Raw genomic sequence first — 16,538 nt, forward strand, 5'->3', positions numbered from 1 at the left:
GAGGCGCGGGATTCAGCCTTCGTGCAGGCCGCACTCACGCTTAAGACCGAAGAAGCGGGTCTCTTCTTCTGCCATACCCGGCTCCCACTTGCGGGTGGTGTGGGTATCGCCCACCGAGAGATAGCCCTCATCCCACAGCGGATGGTATTTCAGCTTGTGCTGTTCCAGATACTGATGAATCTTCCGGTTATCCCAGTCGATAATCGGCAGCACCTTAAAGACGCCGCGCTGCACGCCCAGCACCGGCAGATTCGCCCGGCTGCCCGACTGATCGCGGCGCAAACCGGCAAACCAGGTCTGCGCGCCCAGGGTTTCCAGCGCGCGGTTCATCGGTTCGACTTTGTTAATCTCGTTATACTTCTCAATCCCCTCGACGCCCTGCTCCCACAGTTTGCCGTAGCGCGCTTCCTGCCAGGCCGGGGAGGTTTCGGCGCGGAACACTTTGAGGTTGAGATTGAGCTGGTCTGCCAGCTCATCAATAAAACGGTAAGTCTCCGGGAAGAGATAGCCGGTGTCAGTCAGGATCACCGGAATATCGGGCTGCTGACGCGTCACCAGGTGCAGCGACACCGCGGCCTGAATACCGAAGCTGGAGGAGAGTACATAGGCGCCCGGCAGATGCTCCAGCGCCCAGCTGACCCGCTCTTCTGCTGACGCCTTCTCCAGCTGCGCATTGGTCGCTGCCAGCGCCATTGCACGCTGGACTTTGGACATCTCATTCAGTGCTGCGAGGTCAGGATGACTCATTTTGCCTCCTCCCAAAAGTCGCGTGCCGGGTCCAGCACCGGCGCGACAATGCCCGCGCGGATGGTGAAGTCACCAAAGCCTTCTGCGGCCTGGCGCTCGGTGGCCCAGCGTCCCACCAGCTCATCAATGGTGGCGAGAATTTCGCTTTCGTTAATGTTCTCACGGTACATGCGGGGAATACGCGTTCCGGTGCGGTTTCCGCCCAGATGCAGGTTATAGCGGCCTGGCGCTTTACCCACCAGACCCAGCTCTGCCAGCATGGCACGACCACAACCGTTCGGACAACCGGTAACGCGTAACACTATGTGCTCATCACCGACGCCGTGCGCATGCATGATGCCCTCGACTTTGGTCACGAAGGCGGGCAGGAAGCGTTCTGCTTCCGCCATCGCCAGCGGACAGGTCGGGAAGGCCACGCAGGCCATCGAGTTTTCGCGCTGCGGCGTGACGTGATCCATCAGACCATGTTCACGGGCGATCGCTTCAATCTTCGCTTTCTCGCTCTCCGGCACGCCCGCCACAATCAGGTTCTGGTTGGCGGTCAGGCGGAAATCGCCCTGATGAACTTTCGCAATTTCGGCAATGCCGCTCTTCAGCGGACGGCCCGGATAGTCGAGCAGGCGACCATTCTCGATAAACAGCGTCAGGTGCCATTTATTGTCGATGCCTTTAATCCAGCCAATGCGATCGCCACGGGTGGTGAATTCATACGGGCGGATCGGCTCAAAGGTCACGCCGGCACGTTTTTCCACTTCCGCCTTAAAGGTCTCGACGCCCACGCGCTCCAGGGTGTACTTGGTTTTGGCGTTTTTACGGTCGGTACGGTTACCCCAGTCGCGCTGGGTGGTGACAACCGCTTCAGCCACGTCGAGGATCTTATCCACCGGGAAGTAGCCAAACTCGCTGGCGGTGCGTGCGTAGGTCGCTTTGTTGCCGTGCTCGATCGACAGGCCGCCGCCTACCAGCAGGTTAAAGCCCACCAGCTTGCCATTTTCAGCGATCGCCACGAAGTTCAGGTCGTTGGCGTGCAGATCCACGTCGTTGTGCGGCGGGATCACCACCGTCGTTTTGAACTTACGCGGCAGATAGGTTTCACCGAGGATCGGCTCTTCATCGGTGGTCGCGATCTTTTCCTTATCCCACCAGATCTCGGCATAGGCACGGGTGCGCGGCAGCAGATGCTCAGAGAGCTTCTTCGCCCACTCATACGCTTCCTGATGCAGTTCCGACTCAACCGGGTTCGAGGTGCAGAGCACGTTACGGTTGACGTCGTTGGCGGTCGCCAGCGCGTCCAGCCCCACTTCGTGCAGCATCTGATGCGTCGGCTTCACGTTCTTTTTCAGAATGCCGTGAAACTGGAAGGTCTGACGGTTGGTCAGACGGATGCTGCCATAAAGGGTTTTGTCGGTAGCAAATCTGTCGATAGCCAGCCACTGGGTCGGCGTAATGATCCCGCCCGGCAGACGGCAGCGCAGCATCATGGCGTGGCGCGGCTCCAGCTTCTGCTCAGCACGCTCGGCACGGATGTCACGATCGTCCTGCTGGTACATGCCGTGGAAACGGATCAGCAGGAAGTTGTCGCCGGTAAATCCACCGGTCAGACCCTCTTCCAGATCTTCTTTAATGGTGCCGCGCAGATAGTTGCTCTGCTTCTTCAGACGCTCAGCGTCGGTTAATTTGCCTTCTACAACCAGCGGTCCAGGGTGTTTATCGCTCATTAGTAAACGTCTCGCTGATAACGGCGCTCAATGCGCAGCTCACTTAAAAATTCGTCGGCCGTTTCACGATCCATTCCGCCGTGTTCGACCACCACATCCAGCAATGCCTGCTCGACGTCTTTTGCCATGCGATTGGCGTCGCCACAGACATAAAGATGCGCGCCCTCCTGAATCCAGCGCCACACTTCGGCACCTTTCGCGCGGATCTTATCCTGAACGTAAATCTTTTCAGCCTGATCGCGTGACCAGGCGAGGTCGATATGGGTCAGCAGACCATCCTTCACATATTTCTGCCACTCGACCTGATAGAGGAAATCCTCGGTGAAGTGGGGATTGCCAAAGAATAGCCAGTTTTTGCCGCCCGCACCGTCGTTATCGCGCTGCTGCATAAAGGCGCGGAAGGGAGCGATGCCGGTGCCCGGCCCGATCATGATGACCGGAGCATCCGGATCGGCCGGCAGGCGGAAGTTGTCGTTATGTTCGATAAATACCCGGACCTCACCCTCTTCTTCAATGCGATCGGCCAGCCAGGTGGATGCGCCGCCGCCGCGCTGGCGACCTTCGATATCAAAGCGAACGGCACCCACGGTGATATGCACTTCGGTATCGGTTTCTGCCTGAGAGGAGGCGATAGAGTAGAGTCGCGGCGTCAGCGGACGCAGCAGTCCGGTCAGCTGTTCTGCGCTGAGCTCAGACGGAGCCAGGCGCACCATGTCGACGATGGGGTACTGCTGCGCATAGTGCTGCAGCCTGGCTTTATCATCCACCAGAGCCAGCAGTTCGGCGTTACGCGACAGCTGAGCGTACTGCGCAACAATCTGCGCCGTATTTACCGTCAGTTCGAAATGCTTCTGCAGCGCCTCGGCCAGCGGCAGCGTGCTGCCCTGAACCTCAACCGGTTCATCGCCTTTCAGCCAGACCAGCTCCAGCAGTTCGCTGACCAGCGCCGCGTCGTTTTCATACCAGACGCCCAGCGCATCGCCGGGCTGGTAGCGCAGACCGGAGTCGCCCAGATCGATTTCGATATGGCGCACATCTTTGTCGGAATCCCGTCCGGTGATTTTCTGATTCACCGCCAGGCTGGCGCTGAGCGGCGCCTCTTTGCTGTAGGGGCTGGTGGTCACTTCGTTGACGCTGCCTGCCACTGTCGCGGCCGCCTGCGCCGGCGATTCGGTCGGCACGCGCGCTTTGAGGATCGCTGTCAGCGCACTGCGCCAGGCCGTGGCCTGCTCCGCATACTCGACATCCGCATCCACGCGATCAAGCAGGCGCTCGCCGCCCAGCTCGGCCAGTCGGCTGTCAAAATCTTTGCCCGCCTGACTGAAGAATTCATAGGAGGTGTCGCCCAGGCCAAACACGGCAAAGGCGGCCCCATCCATTTTCGGTGCCTTTTTCGACATCAGGAACTTATGCAGCGCCACCGCCTCTTCAGGTGGTTCGCCCTCGCCCTGGGTCGAGGTGACGACGACCAGCATCTTTTCCTGGCCAATCTGTTTGAACTTGTAATCACCGGCGTTCACCAGGTTGACATTCAGCTTCGCGGCCAGCAGGTCATCACGCAGCTGCTCAGCCAGACGACGGGCATTGCCGGTCTGTGAGGCGGAAAGCAGTGTGATAACCGGTGCTTCAGCGGCCGCCGCAGGCGGTGTGCTGCTGGCGACGGCGCTACCCGGTGCCTGTTCTACCCTGCCCCAGAAATAGCCTGACAGCCACGCCAGTTGAGTCGGGGAATAATCTGTCGTCGCCGCCTGTAAGCGGGCGAGTTGTTCCGGAGAGAGCGGAAGCATTGAACCAGGTGCCTGAGTCGTCATCGCGTTAAAAATTCCAGTATCAGAAGTCCGGACCGTAAAATGGCGGAAGAGTGCGTAGGTTACCGGGCTGTATATTAACGATTAAATACGCCTTCGACATATCAAATAACCAAAATGACTAAATGGTTTTTCAGGTAGGATTAATCAGCAAAAGTGGTAAGCAAAGCGGCGCTATATCAGTTAATTAGCTGGACGTCAGAGGAAGACGGGTAAAGAAAAAGAACGCTTCGTGCGCAGCGGGTGCGAAAAAAGCGGTAATCAGGTAGAATCCAGCGGTTTTTTAATGTCTGAGAACCACTATGTCTACCACCCTGTTTAAAGAATTCCAGTTCGAGGCCGCGCACCACCTTCCGAATGTGCCGGCCGGACACAAATGTGGCCGTCTGCACGGTCATTCGTTCCTGGTTCGTCTGGAGATTACCGGCGAAGTGGATGCGCATACCGGCTGGGTTATGGATTTTGCTGAACTGAAAGCGGCGTTTAAGCCGGTCTACGATCGGCTGGACCACTACTACCTGAACGATATTCCCGGCCTGGAAAATCCCACCAGCGAAGTGCTGGCGAAATGGATCTGGGATCAGATGAAGCCGCAACTGCCGCTGTTAAGCGCGGTCATGATCAAAGAAACCTGCACTGCGGGCTGCGTTTACCGCGGCTGACCCTGTCGGATCGAATCCTTCGATCCGACGCGGCTCCCCTTTTTCGCCTCTGCTATCCCCTGCCCTGCACGCCCCCCTCCGCGCGCAGAAACCACCGCGATGAAAATCAGGCGATATTGAGATATTTGTGAGTCTGCATCGACAGACGCCAGTTACGGGCGATGCAGGTCTCAATGCAGAGGCGGGTCGCCTCCTCTTTGCGGCTGATGGGCTGAAGCGCGATGATGCGCGGTTTGCTGTCCTCAATGCCCGCCAGTAGCGCATCCAGTGCCTCGACATCACGCTGGCGCGCCACCGGATGTTTGATTTCATCAGCCCGGCTCAGGGCCTGCGGCAGCACGTCGTAGCCGCCACGCATGTTCACCTTCGGCGACACCGTCACCCAGGTCCGTTCAGAGCAGTGGATTTCGTGAGTGCCACTGGTCTCAATCTGGCACTGAAAACCCTGCTGTTCCAGCGCAGCGGTTAACGGGCGCAGATCGTATATCGCCGGTTCACCGCCGGTAATCACCACGTGCCGCGCCGTCCAGCCCTGCTGTTCGATGGCGCGAAGCAGGGTCGCCGCGTCGGCATCGCCCCAGGCGTCACTTTCCACCGTTTTGATCAAAATATCGCCCAGCGAGGTCTCCCGATCTGCCCGTTTGTCCCAGGTATGTTTGGTATCGCACCAGCTACAGCCCACCGGGCATCCCTGCAGGCGGATAAAGAGAGCAGGCACGCCGGTGTAGTAACCTTCGCCCTGCAGTGTCTGGAACATTTCGTTAATCGGGTAGAACATTTTTTACTCGCCTGGATAAATCGGGGCGCTGATTATGGCAGATTTGTCGCGCAGCTCAACCACGCGTTGTGCCTTTTCTCCGCGCGCAGGGAAGTGCACGGGCCGGCAGGATTGCCCCTTGATCGGGCCCTGCCCATCCGTGACTGTACACTGCATAAACAGAAAGCCCCGCACAGGGCGGGGCTTTCTGTTTATGCGATGCCACGCAACGTGGCATCAGCACCGGGTCATTACTGACCTTTAACTTCTTTCAGACCGTTGAATGGCGCTTTAGAACCCAGCGCTTCTTCGATACGGATCAGCTGGTTGTACTTAGCAACACGGTCAGAACGGCTCATTGAACCGGTTTTGATCTGGCCTGCTGCAGTACCGACCGCCAGGTCAGCGATGGTCGCATCTTCGGTTTCACCTGAACGGTGAGAGATCACCGCAGTGTAGCCCGCGTCTTTCGCCATTTTGATCGCAGCCAGAGTTTCGGTCAGAGAACCGATCTGGTTGAATTTGATCAGGATGGAGTTAGCGATACCTTTTTCGATACCTTCTTTCAGGATTTTGGTGTTGGTTACGAACAGGTCATCACCCACCAGCTGGATTTTGTCGCCCAGAACTTTGGTCTGGTAAGCGAAGCCGTTCCAGTCAGATTCGTCCAGGCCATCTTCGATAGAGACGATCGGATACTGTTTAGTCAGATCTTCCAGGAAGTGGGTGAACTCTTCAGAGGTGAACGCTTTACCGCCTTCACCGGCCAGAACATATTTGCCATCTTTGTAGAACTCAGATGCCGCACAGTCCATCGCCAGGGTGATGTCTTTGCCCAGCTCGTAGCCTGCTGCTTTTACCGCTTCTGCGATAACAGCCAGTGCTTCAGCGTTGGAACCCAGGTTTGGTGCGTAGCCGCCTTCGTCACCGACAGCGGTGCTCATGCCTTTGCTTTTCAGCACTTTTGCCAGGTTGTGGAACACTTCAGAACCCATACGGATGGCTTCTTTCACGTTAGCTGCGCCAACCGGCTGAATCATGAACTCCTGGATGTCGACGTTGTTGTCAGCATGTTCGCCACCGTTGATGATGTTCATCATTGGCAGTGGCATAGAGTATTTGCCCGGGGTGCCGTTCAGTTCAGCAATGTGCTCATACAGTGGCTGACCTTTAGACGCCGCCGCCGCTTTTGCCGCTGCCAGGGAAACAGCCAGAATGGCGTTTGCACCGAAGTTAGATTTGTTCTCAGTACCGTCCAGGTCGATCATGATCTTGTCGATGTTCGCCTGATCTTTCGCGTCTTTGCCTTTTACCGCTTCAGCAATCGGACCGTTTACTGCAGCAACGGCTTTGGTTACGCCTTTGCCCAGGAAACGTGATTTGTCACCGTCACGCAGTTCCAGCGCTTCGCGTGAACCGGTAGAGGCACCTGATGGCGCAGCGGCCAGGCCTACGAAACCGCCTTCCAGATGCACTTCAGCTTCAACAGTCGGGTTACCACGTGAGTCGATAATTTCGCGACCGATGACTTTTACGATTTTGGACATTACGATTTTCCTCAGTACAAGTTAGTCAATCCTAAGACAAACAACGCGCGAAAAGTTCGCGCGCTGTTTGTGAAACTTACTTCGCTAAACGCTTCTGATGCTCATGCGCGGCTTTCACAAAGCCGGCAAACAACGGATGGCCGTCGCGTGGTGTCGAGGTGAACTCCGGGTGGAACTGGCAAGCCACAAACCACGGATGGTTCGGGATCTCGATGATCTCAACCAGCTGATCATCACCAGAGCGACCCGCCACGCGCAGACCGGCTGCTTCAATCTGCTTTAACAGCATATTGTTGACTTCATAGCGGTGGCGATGGCGCTCAACGATGGTGTCAGAGCCGTAGAGCTGGCGAACCTGGCTGCCCGGCGTTAACTGACACTGCTGGCTGCCCAGACGCATGGTGCCGCCCAGATCGCTCTGCTCGCTGCGGACTTCGACGTTGCCCTCTTCGTCACGCCATTCGGTGATTAACGCCACCACCGGGTATTTACAGTCTGGCACAAATTCGGTGGAGTTGGCGCCCGGCATCCCGGCGACATTGCGCGCAAACTCCATCAGCGCGACCTGCATGCCCAGGCAGATACCCAGGTACGGCACATTGTTTTCACGCGCATACTGCGCGGTCATCAGCTTGCCTTCCACACCACGGTAACCGAAGCCACCCGGAATCAGAATCGCATCCAGATCTTTCAGCAATTCGACACCGCGTGATTCCACATCCTGCGAATCGATCAGTTTGATGTTCACGGTCACGCGATTTTTCAGGCCGCCATGTTTCAGCGCTTCGATCACGGACTTGTAGGCATCCGGCAGTTCAACATACTTGCCCACCATACCGATGGTGACTTCGCCACCCGGATTGGCTTCTTCGTAAATCACCTGCTCCCACTCGGCCAGGTTGGCTTCCGGTGCGTTCAGGTTGAAGCGCTTGCAGATATAGTCATCCAGGCCCTGCGATTTCAGCATGCCAGGAATCTTGTAGATGGAATCGACGTCCTTCAGCGAGATAACCGCTTTTTCAGGGACGTTACAGAACAGGGCGATTTTGGCGCGTTCGTTAGCCGGTACGGCACGGTCAGAACGGCAAATCAGCACGTCTGGCTGGATACCGATCGACAGCAGCTCTTTAACAGAGTGCTGAGTCGGTTTGGTTTTCACCTCACCCGCCGCCGCCATATAAGGCACCAGCGTCAGGTGCATGTACATGGTGTGCTCGCGGCCCACATCGACAGCCATCTGACGAATCGCTTCCAGGAACGGCAGCGATTCGATATCGCCTACCGTGCCGCCGATTTCGACCAGCACGACATCATGACCTTCACCGCCTTCAATGATGCGCTCTTTGATGGCGTTGGTGATGTGCGGGATGACCTGAATGGTTGCGCCCAGATAGTCGCCCCGGCGCTCTTTGCGCAGGACATCTGAGTAGATACGACCCGTGGTGAAGTTGTTGCGACGCGTCATTTTGGTGCGGATGAAGCGCTCATAGTGACCCAGATCCAGGTCAGTTTCGGCGCCGTCGTCAGTGACGAAAACTTCGCCGTGCTGCGTCGGGCTCATGGTGCCTGGATCCACGTTGATATACGGGTCCAGCTTCATGATGGTCACGTTCAGACCACGGGCTTCGAGAATGGCTGCGAGGGAGGCTGCGGCAATGCCTTTACCCAGAGAGGAAACGACCCCGCCGGTCACAAAAATATAATTCGTTGTCATGCTGAACCTGAGAGTTTAGGTTTAAAGACGGTGGAATAACCAGGACGGGAAAACAGTATACTGGAAACCGCTATCAGCCACAATTGATGAATCACAGCCATCCTCCAACGCATTGCTGCGGCTAACATAGCGGATAGCCGCCAAAGAAATGTTGACGTACGTCACAAAGTTGATGGCGCGCTGAATCGTGTAAGCGCAAGCGGCGACTTTATGCACAGCGCTGGAATAATCATCACTTCTCCCCGGCTTTGACCTGCTGCCAGGCGGCCTCCATCTGTTCCAGCGTCGCCCCCGGCATACTCAGTCCCTGCGCGGCAATGATCGCTTCCACCGCGCGGAAGCGGCGCTCAAACTTGTCGTTGGCCTTCTGCAGCGCGGTTTCTGCTTTGCTGCCCAGATGGCGCGACAGGTTGACGGTGGCGAACAGCAGATCGCCAATCTCCTCTTCCAGCTTTTCACTGTCCACCACGCTCTGCTGCGCCTCGTGCATGACCTCATCAATCTCTTCATGCACTTTCGCCACCACCGGTCCCAGGGTGGTCCAGTCGAAGCCGACATTATGACAACGCTTCTGGATTTTATGGGCGCGCATCAGCGCGGGCAGCGCTTTGGGGATATCGTCCAGCGCCGAATGCTGCGCTTTCTCTGCCCGTTCGGCGCTCTTAATCGCTTCCCAGTTTTTCAGCACCTCCGTGCTGGTTTCCGCCGTGGCCTCGCCAAAGATGTGCGGATGACGGCGCTCCAGCTTGTCGCTGATGGCGTGGCAGACATCCTCAAAGTTGAATCGATCCGCTTCACTCGCCATCTGGGCATAAAAGACCACCTGAAACAGCAGGTCGCCCAGCTCGCCGCGCAGGTCACTGAAATCTTCGCGCTGGATGGCGTCCAGCACCTCATAGGTCTCTTCCAGCGTATAGGGCGCGATGGTGGCAAAGGTCTGTTCACGATCCCACGGACAGCCATGCTCGGGATCGCGCAGGGTTTTCATAATGCCAAGCAGGCGCTCAATAGCGTTCATTCGGGTAGATCCTTGATTGATGGTCAGATGACAGGAAACAGAGAGGCGCATGAAAGGCGCTGACGGATGCAGTAACGCGCGTCCGGTAGCGCCCCGGGGTGCAGATTGCGCCCGCGCAACCGCACGCTGCCGGTTGCCGCAGGGCCTGACTGACAATCAGTGCAGGCGACGGGCGTCAATGATATCAGAGACCTGGTTCAGACGCGCCAGGACACGTCCCAGTACCTGATGGTTGTAGATCTCGATGTCCATGTCGATGGTGGCGAGCTGTTTTTTGGTGTCGCTGCGGCTCGACACGCCCAGCACATTCACTTTCTCATTGGCAAGAATGGTGGTGATGTCGCGCAGCAGCCCGCTGCGATCGTTGGCCGTCACCCGCACCACCAGCGAATAGCCGCTGGAGTAACTTTCGCCCCACACCGCATCGACGATGCGTTCCGGGGCATGGGAAATCAGTTCGGCCAGCTGGTCGCAGTCGGCGCGGTGGATAGAGATGCCGCGCCCCTGGGTGATGAAACCGACAATATCGTCGCCCGGGATCGGCTGGCAGCAGCGGGCGATATGGTGCATCAGATTGCCCACCCCTTCCACGACCACACGCCCGCTCTCTTTGCGCGCTGGCGGAGTGTAGGCTTTCTGCGTCAGCTGGCGCAGCGCCTCGCGATCTTCCTCTTCGGCGCTCGGCTTGTTCAGCTTCGCCTGCAGGAAGTTCACCATCTGGTTGAGACGAATATCGCCGCCGCCAATCGCCGCCAGCAGCTCTTCAAGCGAGGTCACGTTATAGCGCGGCAGCAGCAGTTTTTCCGCCTCGCGCAGGCTGATATCGAACTGGTTCAGCTCGTTATCCAGAATCTGCCGTCCGGCGGCAATGTTCTTGTCGCGATCCTGCTTGCGGAACCAGTTGTGGATCTTCGAGCGTCCGCGGCTGGTGGTGATGTAGCCCAGGTTCGGGTTGAGCCAGTCGCGACTCGGGTTCGGCTGCTTCTGGGTAATCACCTCAACCTGATCGCCCATCTGCAACTGATAGGTAAACGGCACAATGCGGCCGCCGATTTTTGCGCCGATGCAGCGGTGACCGATGTCGCTGTGAATATGGTAGGCAAAGTCGAGCGGTGTCGATCCGGCAGGCAGATCCACCACGTCCCCTTTCGGGGTAAAGACGTAGACCCGGTCATCAAACACCTGGCTGCGCACCTCTTCAAGCAGCTCGCCCGAGTCCGCCATCTCCTCCTGCCAGCTGATCAGCTTACGCAGCCAGGCGATGCGCTCTTCGTGGCCGGCAGCGCCACGCGCGCTGCTTGAGGTTGGCCCCTCTTTGTATTTCCAGTGCGCCGCCACCCCCAGCTCCGCATCTTCATGCATCTGGCGGGTACGGATCTGAATCTCCACCGTTTTGCCCTGCGGGCCTAACACCACGGTATGAATCGACTGATAGCCGTTGGGTTTCGGGTTGGCGACGTAGTCATCAAACTCGCTGGGCAGATGGCGATAGAGCGTATGCACCGTGCCCAGCGCGCCGTAGCAATCCTGCAGGCGATCGGCCACGATGCGCACCGCCCGCACATCAAACAGCTCATCAAAGGCCAGCGACTTTTTCTGCATCTTACGCCAGATGCTGTAGATATGTTTCGGACGACCGTAGACCTCGGCGCGCACGCCCTCTTTGGCCATCTCTTTGCGCAGGTTGCTGACGAAGTTGTCGATATACTGCTCGCGGTCGATACGCCGCTCATGCAGTAACCGGGCGATATGCTTGTATTCGTCGGGATGCAGATAGCGGAAGCAGTAATCTTCCAGCTCCCATTTGAGCTGACCGATGCCGAGACGGTTGGCCAGCGGGGCATAGATGTTGGTGCTCTCTTTGGCCGCCAGCACCCGCTCATCTTCCGGCGCATCTTTCATTTCGCGCAGGTTCATGATGCGTTCGGCCAGCTTCAGCACCACGCAGCGGAAATCTTCGACCATCGCCAGCAGCATACGGCGGACGTTATCGACCTGTTCAGAGGCCATGGAGTCGTTGTGAATCGCTTTCAGCTGGCGGATGGCGTCCATGTCGCGCACGCCGTGCACCAGCGAGACGATGCCTTTGCCGACGGCGGTTTCCAGCTCCTCCTCACTCACCACTTCATCGTTAGCCAGCGGGAAGATCAGCGCCGCACAGAGGCTTTCGATATCCATGCTGAGCATGGAGAGGATTTCCACCATCTCGATCCCGCGCCACAGCAGCAGCGACTGATCGGGATGGTCCTGCGTCTGCGCTTCACAGTAGCGCCAGGTATCGGCAACGCGTTGACATGATTGCGGGTTGGCGATACCGAGACTGGCGATCCACTGGTCGAGGGCAAATTCCCCCTCAGTATTTAAATGCGCACTTCTGACCGCAACCATAACCTCTCCTGCACAACGACATACATCGCTTATGTTTTTCTGAACAGCACCATGGATTCGAGATGACGGGTATGAGGGAACATATCCAGCATCGCGACCCTTTCCAATTGGTAGCCTGCCGACAGCAAGACCTGACTGTCGCGGGCGAGTGTTGTTGGATTACACGACACATAGACCACGCGTTCTGGCGCAAGTTTAACCACATGTGCCATTACGCCCGCAGCCCCGGCGCGTGCCGGATCGAGTAATACCTTGTTAAATCCCTGTGCCGCCCACGGCTGGCGCGACACCGTCTCTTCCAGATTATGCTGAAAAAAACTGACGTTTTTAAGATTATTCGAATCAGCATTATACGCTGCCTGCCGCACTAATGCTGCAACCCCCTCCACACCAACCACATTTTGTACGAAGATTCCTATAGGAAGTGTGAAGTTTCCCATGCCGCAAAAGAGATCCAGAACCCGGTCTTCCGGTTGCAGATCGAGCCAGGCTATCGCCTTTGCCACCATCTGCTGATTCACCGCATCGTTAACCTGAATAAAGTCCTGTGGACTGAAGGTTAGCTTAAGCTGGTGAGAGTGATAAAAAGGTGTCCGGGTGGTTAACGACGTTAACCCTTCATCACCCGCATCCAGGAAGAGCATCAGCTGATGCTTATGCGAAAACTGTTCCAGTTTTTCACGGTCGTCCGGGTGCAGCGCATCAAGATGGCGCAGGATCATCAGCGGGCCGTTATCCGCCAGCACCAGTTCCACATGACCGAGACGCCTGACGGCGCGCAGTGCACTCAGGCAGTGGTGCAGCGGCACCAGCAATGCCTCAAGTTCGGGCACTAAAACGGGGCAGTGCTGAATATCGACCAGATCGTTGCTCGCCTCCTGGCGGAACCCCATCTGCAGCCGCTGCGCTTTATTCTGCCACTGCAGACCCAGACGGGCGCGACGCCGGTAGCCCCAGGGTTCACCGGCGATCACCTCCTCCACCGCGATCGTCTGCGCGGCGGCCTGGCTCAGCATCCGGCTCAGCGCCTGAGCTTTGCTCTGCTGCTGCAGCTCCACCTCTGCATGCTGCTGCTGGCAGCCACCGCAGCGCTCAAAGTGGGGACAGCGCGGTGCGACACGTGCCGGACTACGGCTGAGCAGCCGTTTCACTTTCCCCCGGGCAAACTGGCGTTTATCCTCTGTCAGCGTGATCTCCGCCTGCTCACCCGGCAAGGCACCGGCGACAAAAATCGTTTTGCCTTTGTGACGCGCCACGCCCTGCCCGAACGGATCGAGCTCATCGATGGTGACGGTGATCCGCTGTTGTGTCGCCACGCGCTGTTTTGCAACGTAAAATTGCGCCATAGTGTTATCAGTTCTCTTTATCGAAACGACCTGCACGGTGCTGTCGACAGGATGTGCAGGGAGGTTAATGCCGGAGTAGCCAGGCGACTATTATGACCAAATACAGCCTGCGGGCGCGAATGATGATTTTAATTCTGGCACCCACGCTGATGGTTGGCCTGCTGCTCAGCTCATTTTTTGTAGTCCATCGCTACAATGAACTGCAGCGCCAGGTAATCGATGCCGGGGCGAATATCATCGAACCGCTGGCGATCTCCAGCGAATACAGCATGACCTGGGACGATCGCGATGCGATGCGGGAGCTGGTGAGTTTACTGCACCGCCGCCACTCCGGCATCGTCCGGGCGATCTCCGTGTTTGATAATCATAACCAGCTCTACGTGACCTCCAATAACCGGCAGAATCTCAGCCTGCTGCAGCAGGAAGATATCCACGCCCTGCCCGATGATGTCTCCATGGAGCGTCACGGTAATCTGTTGATTCTGCGCACGCCGATCACGGCCGAGCGCTACGATCTGGATGAATTGCCCGATGAAAAGGTCAAACCCTCGGGCAACCCCCTGGGCTATGTGGCGATTGAACTCGATCTGCAGTCGGTGCGCCTGCAGCAGTATAAAGAGGTGTTTGTCGCCACCCTGATGCTGCTCTTCTGCCTCTGCCTCGCGATGCTGTTTGCCTATCGTCTGATGCGTGATGTCACCGGCCCGATCCGCAACATGGTGACCACCGTTGACCGCATCCGTCGCGGTCAGCTCGACAGCCGCGTTGAGGGGTACATGCTGGGCGAACTCAGCACGCTGAAAAACGGCATCAACGCCATGGCGATGTCGCTGACCGCCTATCACGAAGAGATGCAGCACAACATCGACCAGGCGACGTACGATCTGCGGGAAACGCTGGAACAGCTGGAGATACAGAACGTCGAACTGGATCTGGCGAAGAAGCGCGCTCAGGAAGCGGCGCGCATCAAATCGGAGTTCCTGGCAAACATGTCGCACGAGCTGCGAACGCCGCTTAATGGCGTGCTGGGCTTTACCCGCCAGATGCTGAAAACTCAGCTGCGCACAACCCAGCGCGACTACATGCAGACCATCGAGCGCTCGGCCAACAACCTGCTCAGCATCATTAACGACGTGCTCGACTTTTCGAAGCTGGAAGCGGGCAAATTGATGCTGGAGGCGATCCCCTTCCCCCTGCGTGCCACCCTGGATGAGACCCTGGTGCTGCTGGCCCCGTCGGCGCATGACAAGGGGCTGGAGCTGACGGTGGTGTGCGACAGCAGCGTGCCGGACAACGTCATCGGCGACGCGCTGCGCCTGCAGCAGATTCTGATCAACCTGATTGGCAACGCCATCAAGTTTACTGAACAGGGCCATATCGGCCTGCGCGTCACGCAGCGCGTTATGACCCAGACGCGCGTCGAGCTGGAGATTCAGGTAGAGGATAGCGGCATCGGTATCTCTGAGCAGCAGCAGACGCAGCTGTTTCAGGCGTTCCGCCAGGCTGACGCCAGTATTTCGCGCCGTCATGGCGGCACCGGGCTGGGTCTGGTCATCACCCAGAAACTGGTGCGGGAGATGGGCGGGGATATCACATTCAGCAGCCAGCCGGATCAGGGCTCCACCTTTGTGATTCGCGTGCAGCTGGATCTCAACCCCAACGCGCCCGGTATGCCGCGCGTGCTGGAAGCGCTGTCACAGTCCCGCATCGCCTATGTCGAGGCGGATGCCACCGTCGCCCGCGCGGCGCTGGAGATGCTGAGCGCCACGCCGTTGCAGATCGACTACAGCGAAACGCTGGAGGGCCTGCCGGCGTCCCACTATCCGCTGCTGCTGATGGCGATGCCGGTCAGCATCAGCCAGCCCGAACTGCTGAACGAGGGGAGGATCAATGCGCTGCTGGATCGGGCAGATAATGTGCTGATGGCCCTGCCCAGCCCGATGATGCTGCTGGCTGATGAACTGAAGGTGCGCGGCATTGACGGCTGCATTGCCAAGCCAATCTCCCTGACGCGACTCCTGCCGATGCTGCTGGATCTGCACACCCGCCAGATCAGCGAGCTGCCCTTCTCCCCGCGCCTGCCGCTGACGGTGATGGCAGTGGATGATAACCCCGCCAACCTCAAGCTGATCGGTGCGCTGCTGGAGGAGCAGGTGCAGAATATCCTGCTGTGCAGCAGCGCCGAACACGCTATCCGCGAGGCGCGCCAGCAGTCGCTGGATGTGATTCTGATGGATATTCAGATGCCTGACATCGATGGCATTCGCGCCAGCGAAATCATCCGTGGTCTGCCGCTGCACGCCACGACCCCCATCGTGGCGGTGACCGCTCACGCCATTGATGGCGAACGCGAGCAGCTCATCAAAGCGGGCATGAATGACTATCTTGCCAAACCGATTGATGAGAGCAAGTTAAGGCAGCTGCTGGCGCGCTATACACCCGCACCGGTGGTCGCCGTGCCGGAACTGCCGCCGATACTGCCGACGCTCGACTGGCAGCTGGCACTGCGGCAGGCGGCGAATAAACCCGACCTGGCACGGGATCTGCTGCGGATGCTGCTGGAGTTTTTACCGGAAGTTCACGCGAAGATGGCACAGTTTATGGCCGCCAATGAGGTCACGGCCCTGCGGGAGATCATTCACAAGCTGCACGGCAGTGCCAGCTACAGCGGCGTGCCGCGCATGAAGCAGCTCTGCCACCAGCTGGAGAGAGAGCTGCTGCAGGCCAGCGATATCGCCGCCCTGGAGCCGGAACTGCTGGAGCTACAGGATGAGATGGAGAACGTGGCGCGTGAAGCCCGGCAGCTGCTGGGCATCGGGTAATCCGGGGCTGG

11 protein-coding genes are annotated in these 16,538 nt (G+C 58.0%); 2 read left to right on the forward strand and 9 right to left on the reverse strand.

Annotation, left to right across the window (positions count from 1 at the left end; genetic code table 11):
- Positions 1-12 precede the first annotated feature (12 nt).
- From AC6I7A_RS15410 to cysJ, 3 genes are read right to left on the reverse strand one after another with little or no spacing between them, the layout of a single operon-like run.
- Positions 13-747 (reverse strand): phosphoadenylyl-sulfate reductase, encoded by a 735-nt coding sequence (locus AC6I7A_RS15410; RefSeq protein WP_009086951.1) that lies wholly within the window; start codon positions 745-747, stop codon positions 13-15.
- Positions 744-2,465, reverse strand: a complete 1,722-nt coding sequence (cysI, locus tag AC6I7A_RS15415; protein ID WP_009086953.1) for an assimilatory sulfite reductase (NADPH) hemoprotein subunit — start codon at positions 2,463-2,465, stop codon at positions 744-746. Before cysI ends, AC6I7A_RS15410 begins: the two co-directional genes overlap by 4 nt.
- A complete protein-coding gene (gene cysJ / locus AC6I7A_RS15420; RefSeq protein WP_058958438.1) occupies positions 2,465-4,276 on the reverse strand; it encodes an NADPH-dependent assimilatory sulfite reductase flavoprotein subunit in 1,812 nt (603 codons plus the stop codon). The genes cysI and cysJ overlap by 1 nt, the downstream gene beginning before the upstream one ends.
- 299 nt (positions 4,277-4,575) lie before the next feature.
- Here cysJ and queD point away from each other — a divergent pair, with 299 nt between their 5' ends.
- Entirely contained in the window at positions 4,576-4,935 is a 360-nt protein-coding gene (gene queD / locus AC6I7A_RS15425; protein ID WP_009086958.1) for a 6-carboxytetrahydropterin synthase QueD, read from the forward strand.
- A 106-nt stretch (positions 4,936-5,041) separates the two neighbouring features.
- Here the strand turns inward: queD and queE are convergent, their stop codons facing one another.
- The 6 genes from queE to rlmD form a co-directional block, all read right to left on the reverse strand.
- A complete protein-coding gene (queE, locus tag AC6I7A_RS15430; protein WP_046102459.1) occupies positions 5,042-5,713 on the reverse strand; it encodes a 7-carboxy-7-deazaguanine synthase QueE in 672 nt (223 codons plus the stop codon).
- 230 nt (positions 5,714-5,943) lie between these two features.
- Entirely contained in the window at positions 5,944-7,239 is a 1,296-nt protein-coding gene (eno, locus tag AC6I7A_RS15435; RefSeq protein ID WP_009086962.1) for a phosphopyruvate hydratase, read from the reverse strand.
- Between the two features lie 76 nt (positions 7,240-7,315).
- The gene (gene pyrG / locus AC6I7A_RS15440; RefSeq protein ID WP_009086964.1) at positions 7,316-8,953 is read right to left on the reverse strand and encodes a glutamine hydrolyzing CTP synthase; all 1,638 of its coding nucleotides are present in this window, start codon (positions 8,951-8,953) and stop codon (positions 7,316-7,318) included.
- Positions 8,954-9,185: 232 nt separating this feature from the next.
- Complete coding sequence (mazG, locus tag AC6I7A_RS15445; RefSeq protein WP_009086966.1) at positions 9,186-9,971, reverse strand: nucleoside triphosphate pyrophosphohydrolase; 786 nt, start codon at positions 9,969-9,971, stop codon at positions 9,186-9,188.
- Between the two features lie 156 nt (positions 9,972-10,127).
- Positions 10,128-12,359 (reverse strand): GTP diphosphokinase, encoded by a 2,232-nt coding sequence (gene relA / locus AC6I7A_RS15450; RefSeq protein ID WP_009086968.1) that lies wholly within the window; start codon positions 12,357-12,359, stop codon positions 10,128-10,130.
- 29 nt (positions 12,360-12,388) lie between these two features.
- Complete coding sequence (gene rlmD / locus AC6I7A_RS15455; protein ID WP_058958280.1) at positions 12,389-13,705, reverse strand: 23S rRNA (uracil(1939)-C(5))-methyltransferase RlmD; 1,317 nt, start codon at positions 13,703-13,705, stop codon at positions 12,389-12,391.
- Positions 13,706-13,797: 92 nt separating this feature from the next.
- Between rlmD and barA the strand changes: the two genes are divergently transcribed.
- Positions 13,798-16,527: a two-component sensor histidine kinase BarA gene (barA, locus tag AC6I7A_RS15460; protein ID WP_009086972.1), complete on the forward strand. Its 2,730-nt coding sequence runs from the start codon at positions 13,798-13,800 to the stop codon at positions 16,525-16,527.
- Positions 16,528-16,538: the final 11 nt, after the last annotated feature.

The sequence above is a fragment of the Type-F symbiont of Plautia stali genome (assembly GCF_059731105.1).

Bases quoted from the DNA above. Each gene is read 5' to 3' on its own strand.
- AC6I7A_RS15410 (WP_009086951.1), bottom strand. From the start codon at position 747: ATGAGTCATCCTGACCTCGCAGCACTGAATGAGATGTCCAAAGTCCAG.
- cysI (WP_009086953.1), bottom strand. From the start codon at position 2,465: ATGAGCGATAAACACCCTGGACCGCTGGTTGTAGAAGGCAAATTAACC.
- cysJ (WP_058958438.1), bottom strand. From the start codon at position 4,276: ATGACGACTCAGGCACCTGGTTCAATGCTTCCGCTCTCTCCGGAACAA.
- queD (WP_009086958.1), top strand. From the start codon at position 4,576: ATGTCTACCACCCTGTTTAAAGAATTCCAGTTCGAGGCCGCGCACCAC.
- queE (WP_046102459.1), bottom strand. From the start codon at position 5,713: ATGTTCTACCCGATTAACGAAATGTTCCAGACACTGCAGGGCGAAGGT.
- eno (WP_009086962.1), bottom strand. From the start codon at position 7,239: ATGTCCAAAATCGTAAAAGTCATCGGTCGCGAAATTATCGACTCACGT.
- pyrG (WP_009086964.1), bottom strand. From the start codon at position 8,953: ATGACAACGAATTATATTTTTGTGACCGGCGGGGTCGTTTCCTCTCTG.
- mazG (WP_009086966.1), bottom strand. From the start codon at position 9,971: ATGAACGCTATTGAGCGCCTGCTTGGCATTATGAAAACCCTGCGCGAT.
- relA (WP_009086968.1), bottom strand. From the start codon at position 12,359: ATGGTTGCGGTCAGAAGTGCGCATTTAAATACTGAGGGGGAATTTGCC.
- rlmD (WP_058958280.1), bottom strand. From the start codon at position 13,705: ATGGCGCAATTTTACGTTGCAAAACAGCGCGTGGCGACACAACAGCGG.
- barA (WP_009086972.1), top strand. From the start codon at position 13,798: ATGACCAAATACAGCCTGCGGGCGCGAATGATGATTTTAATTCTGGCA.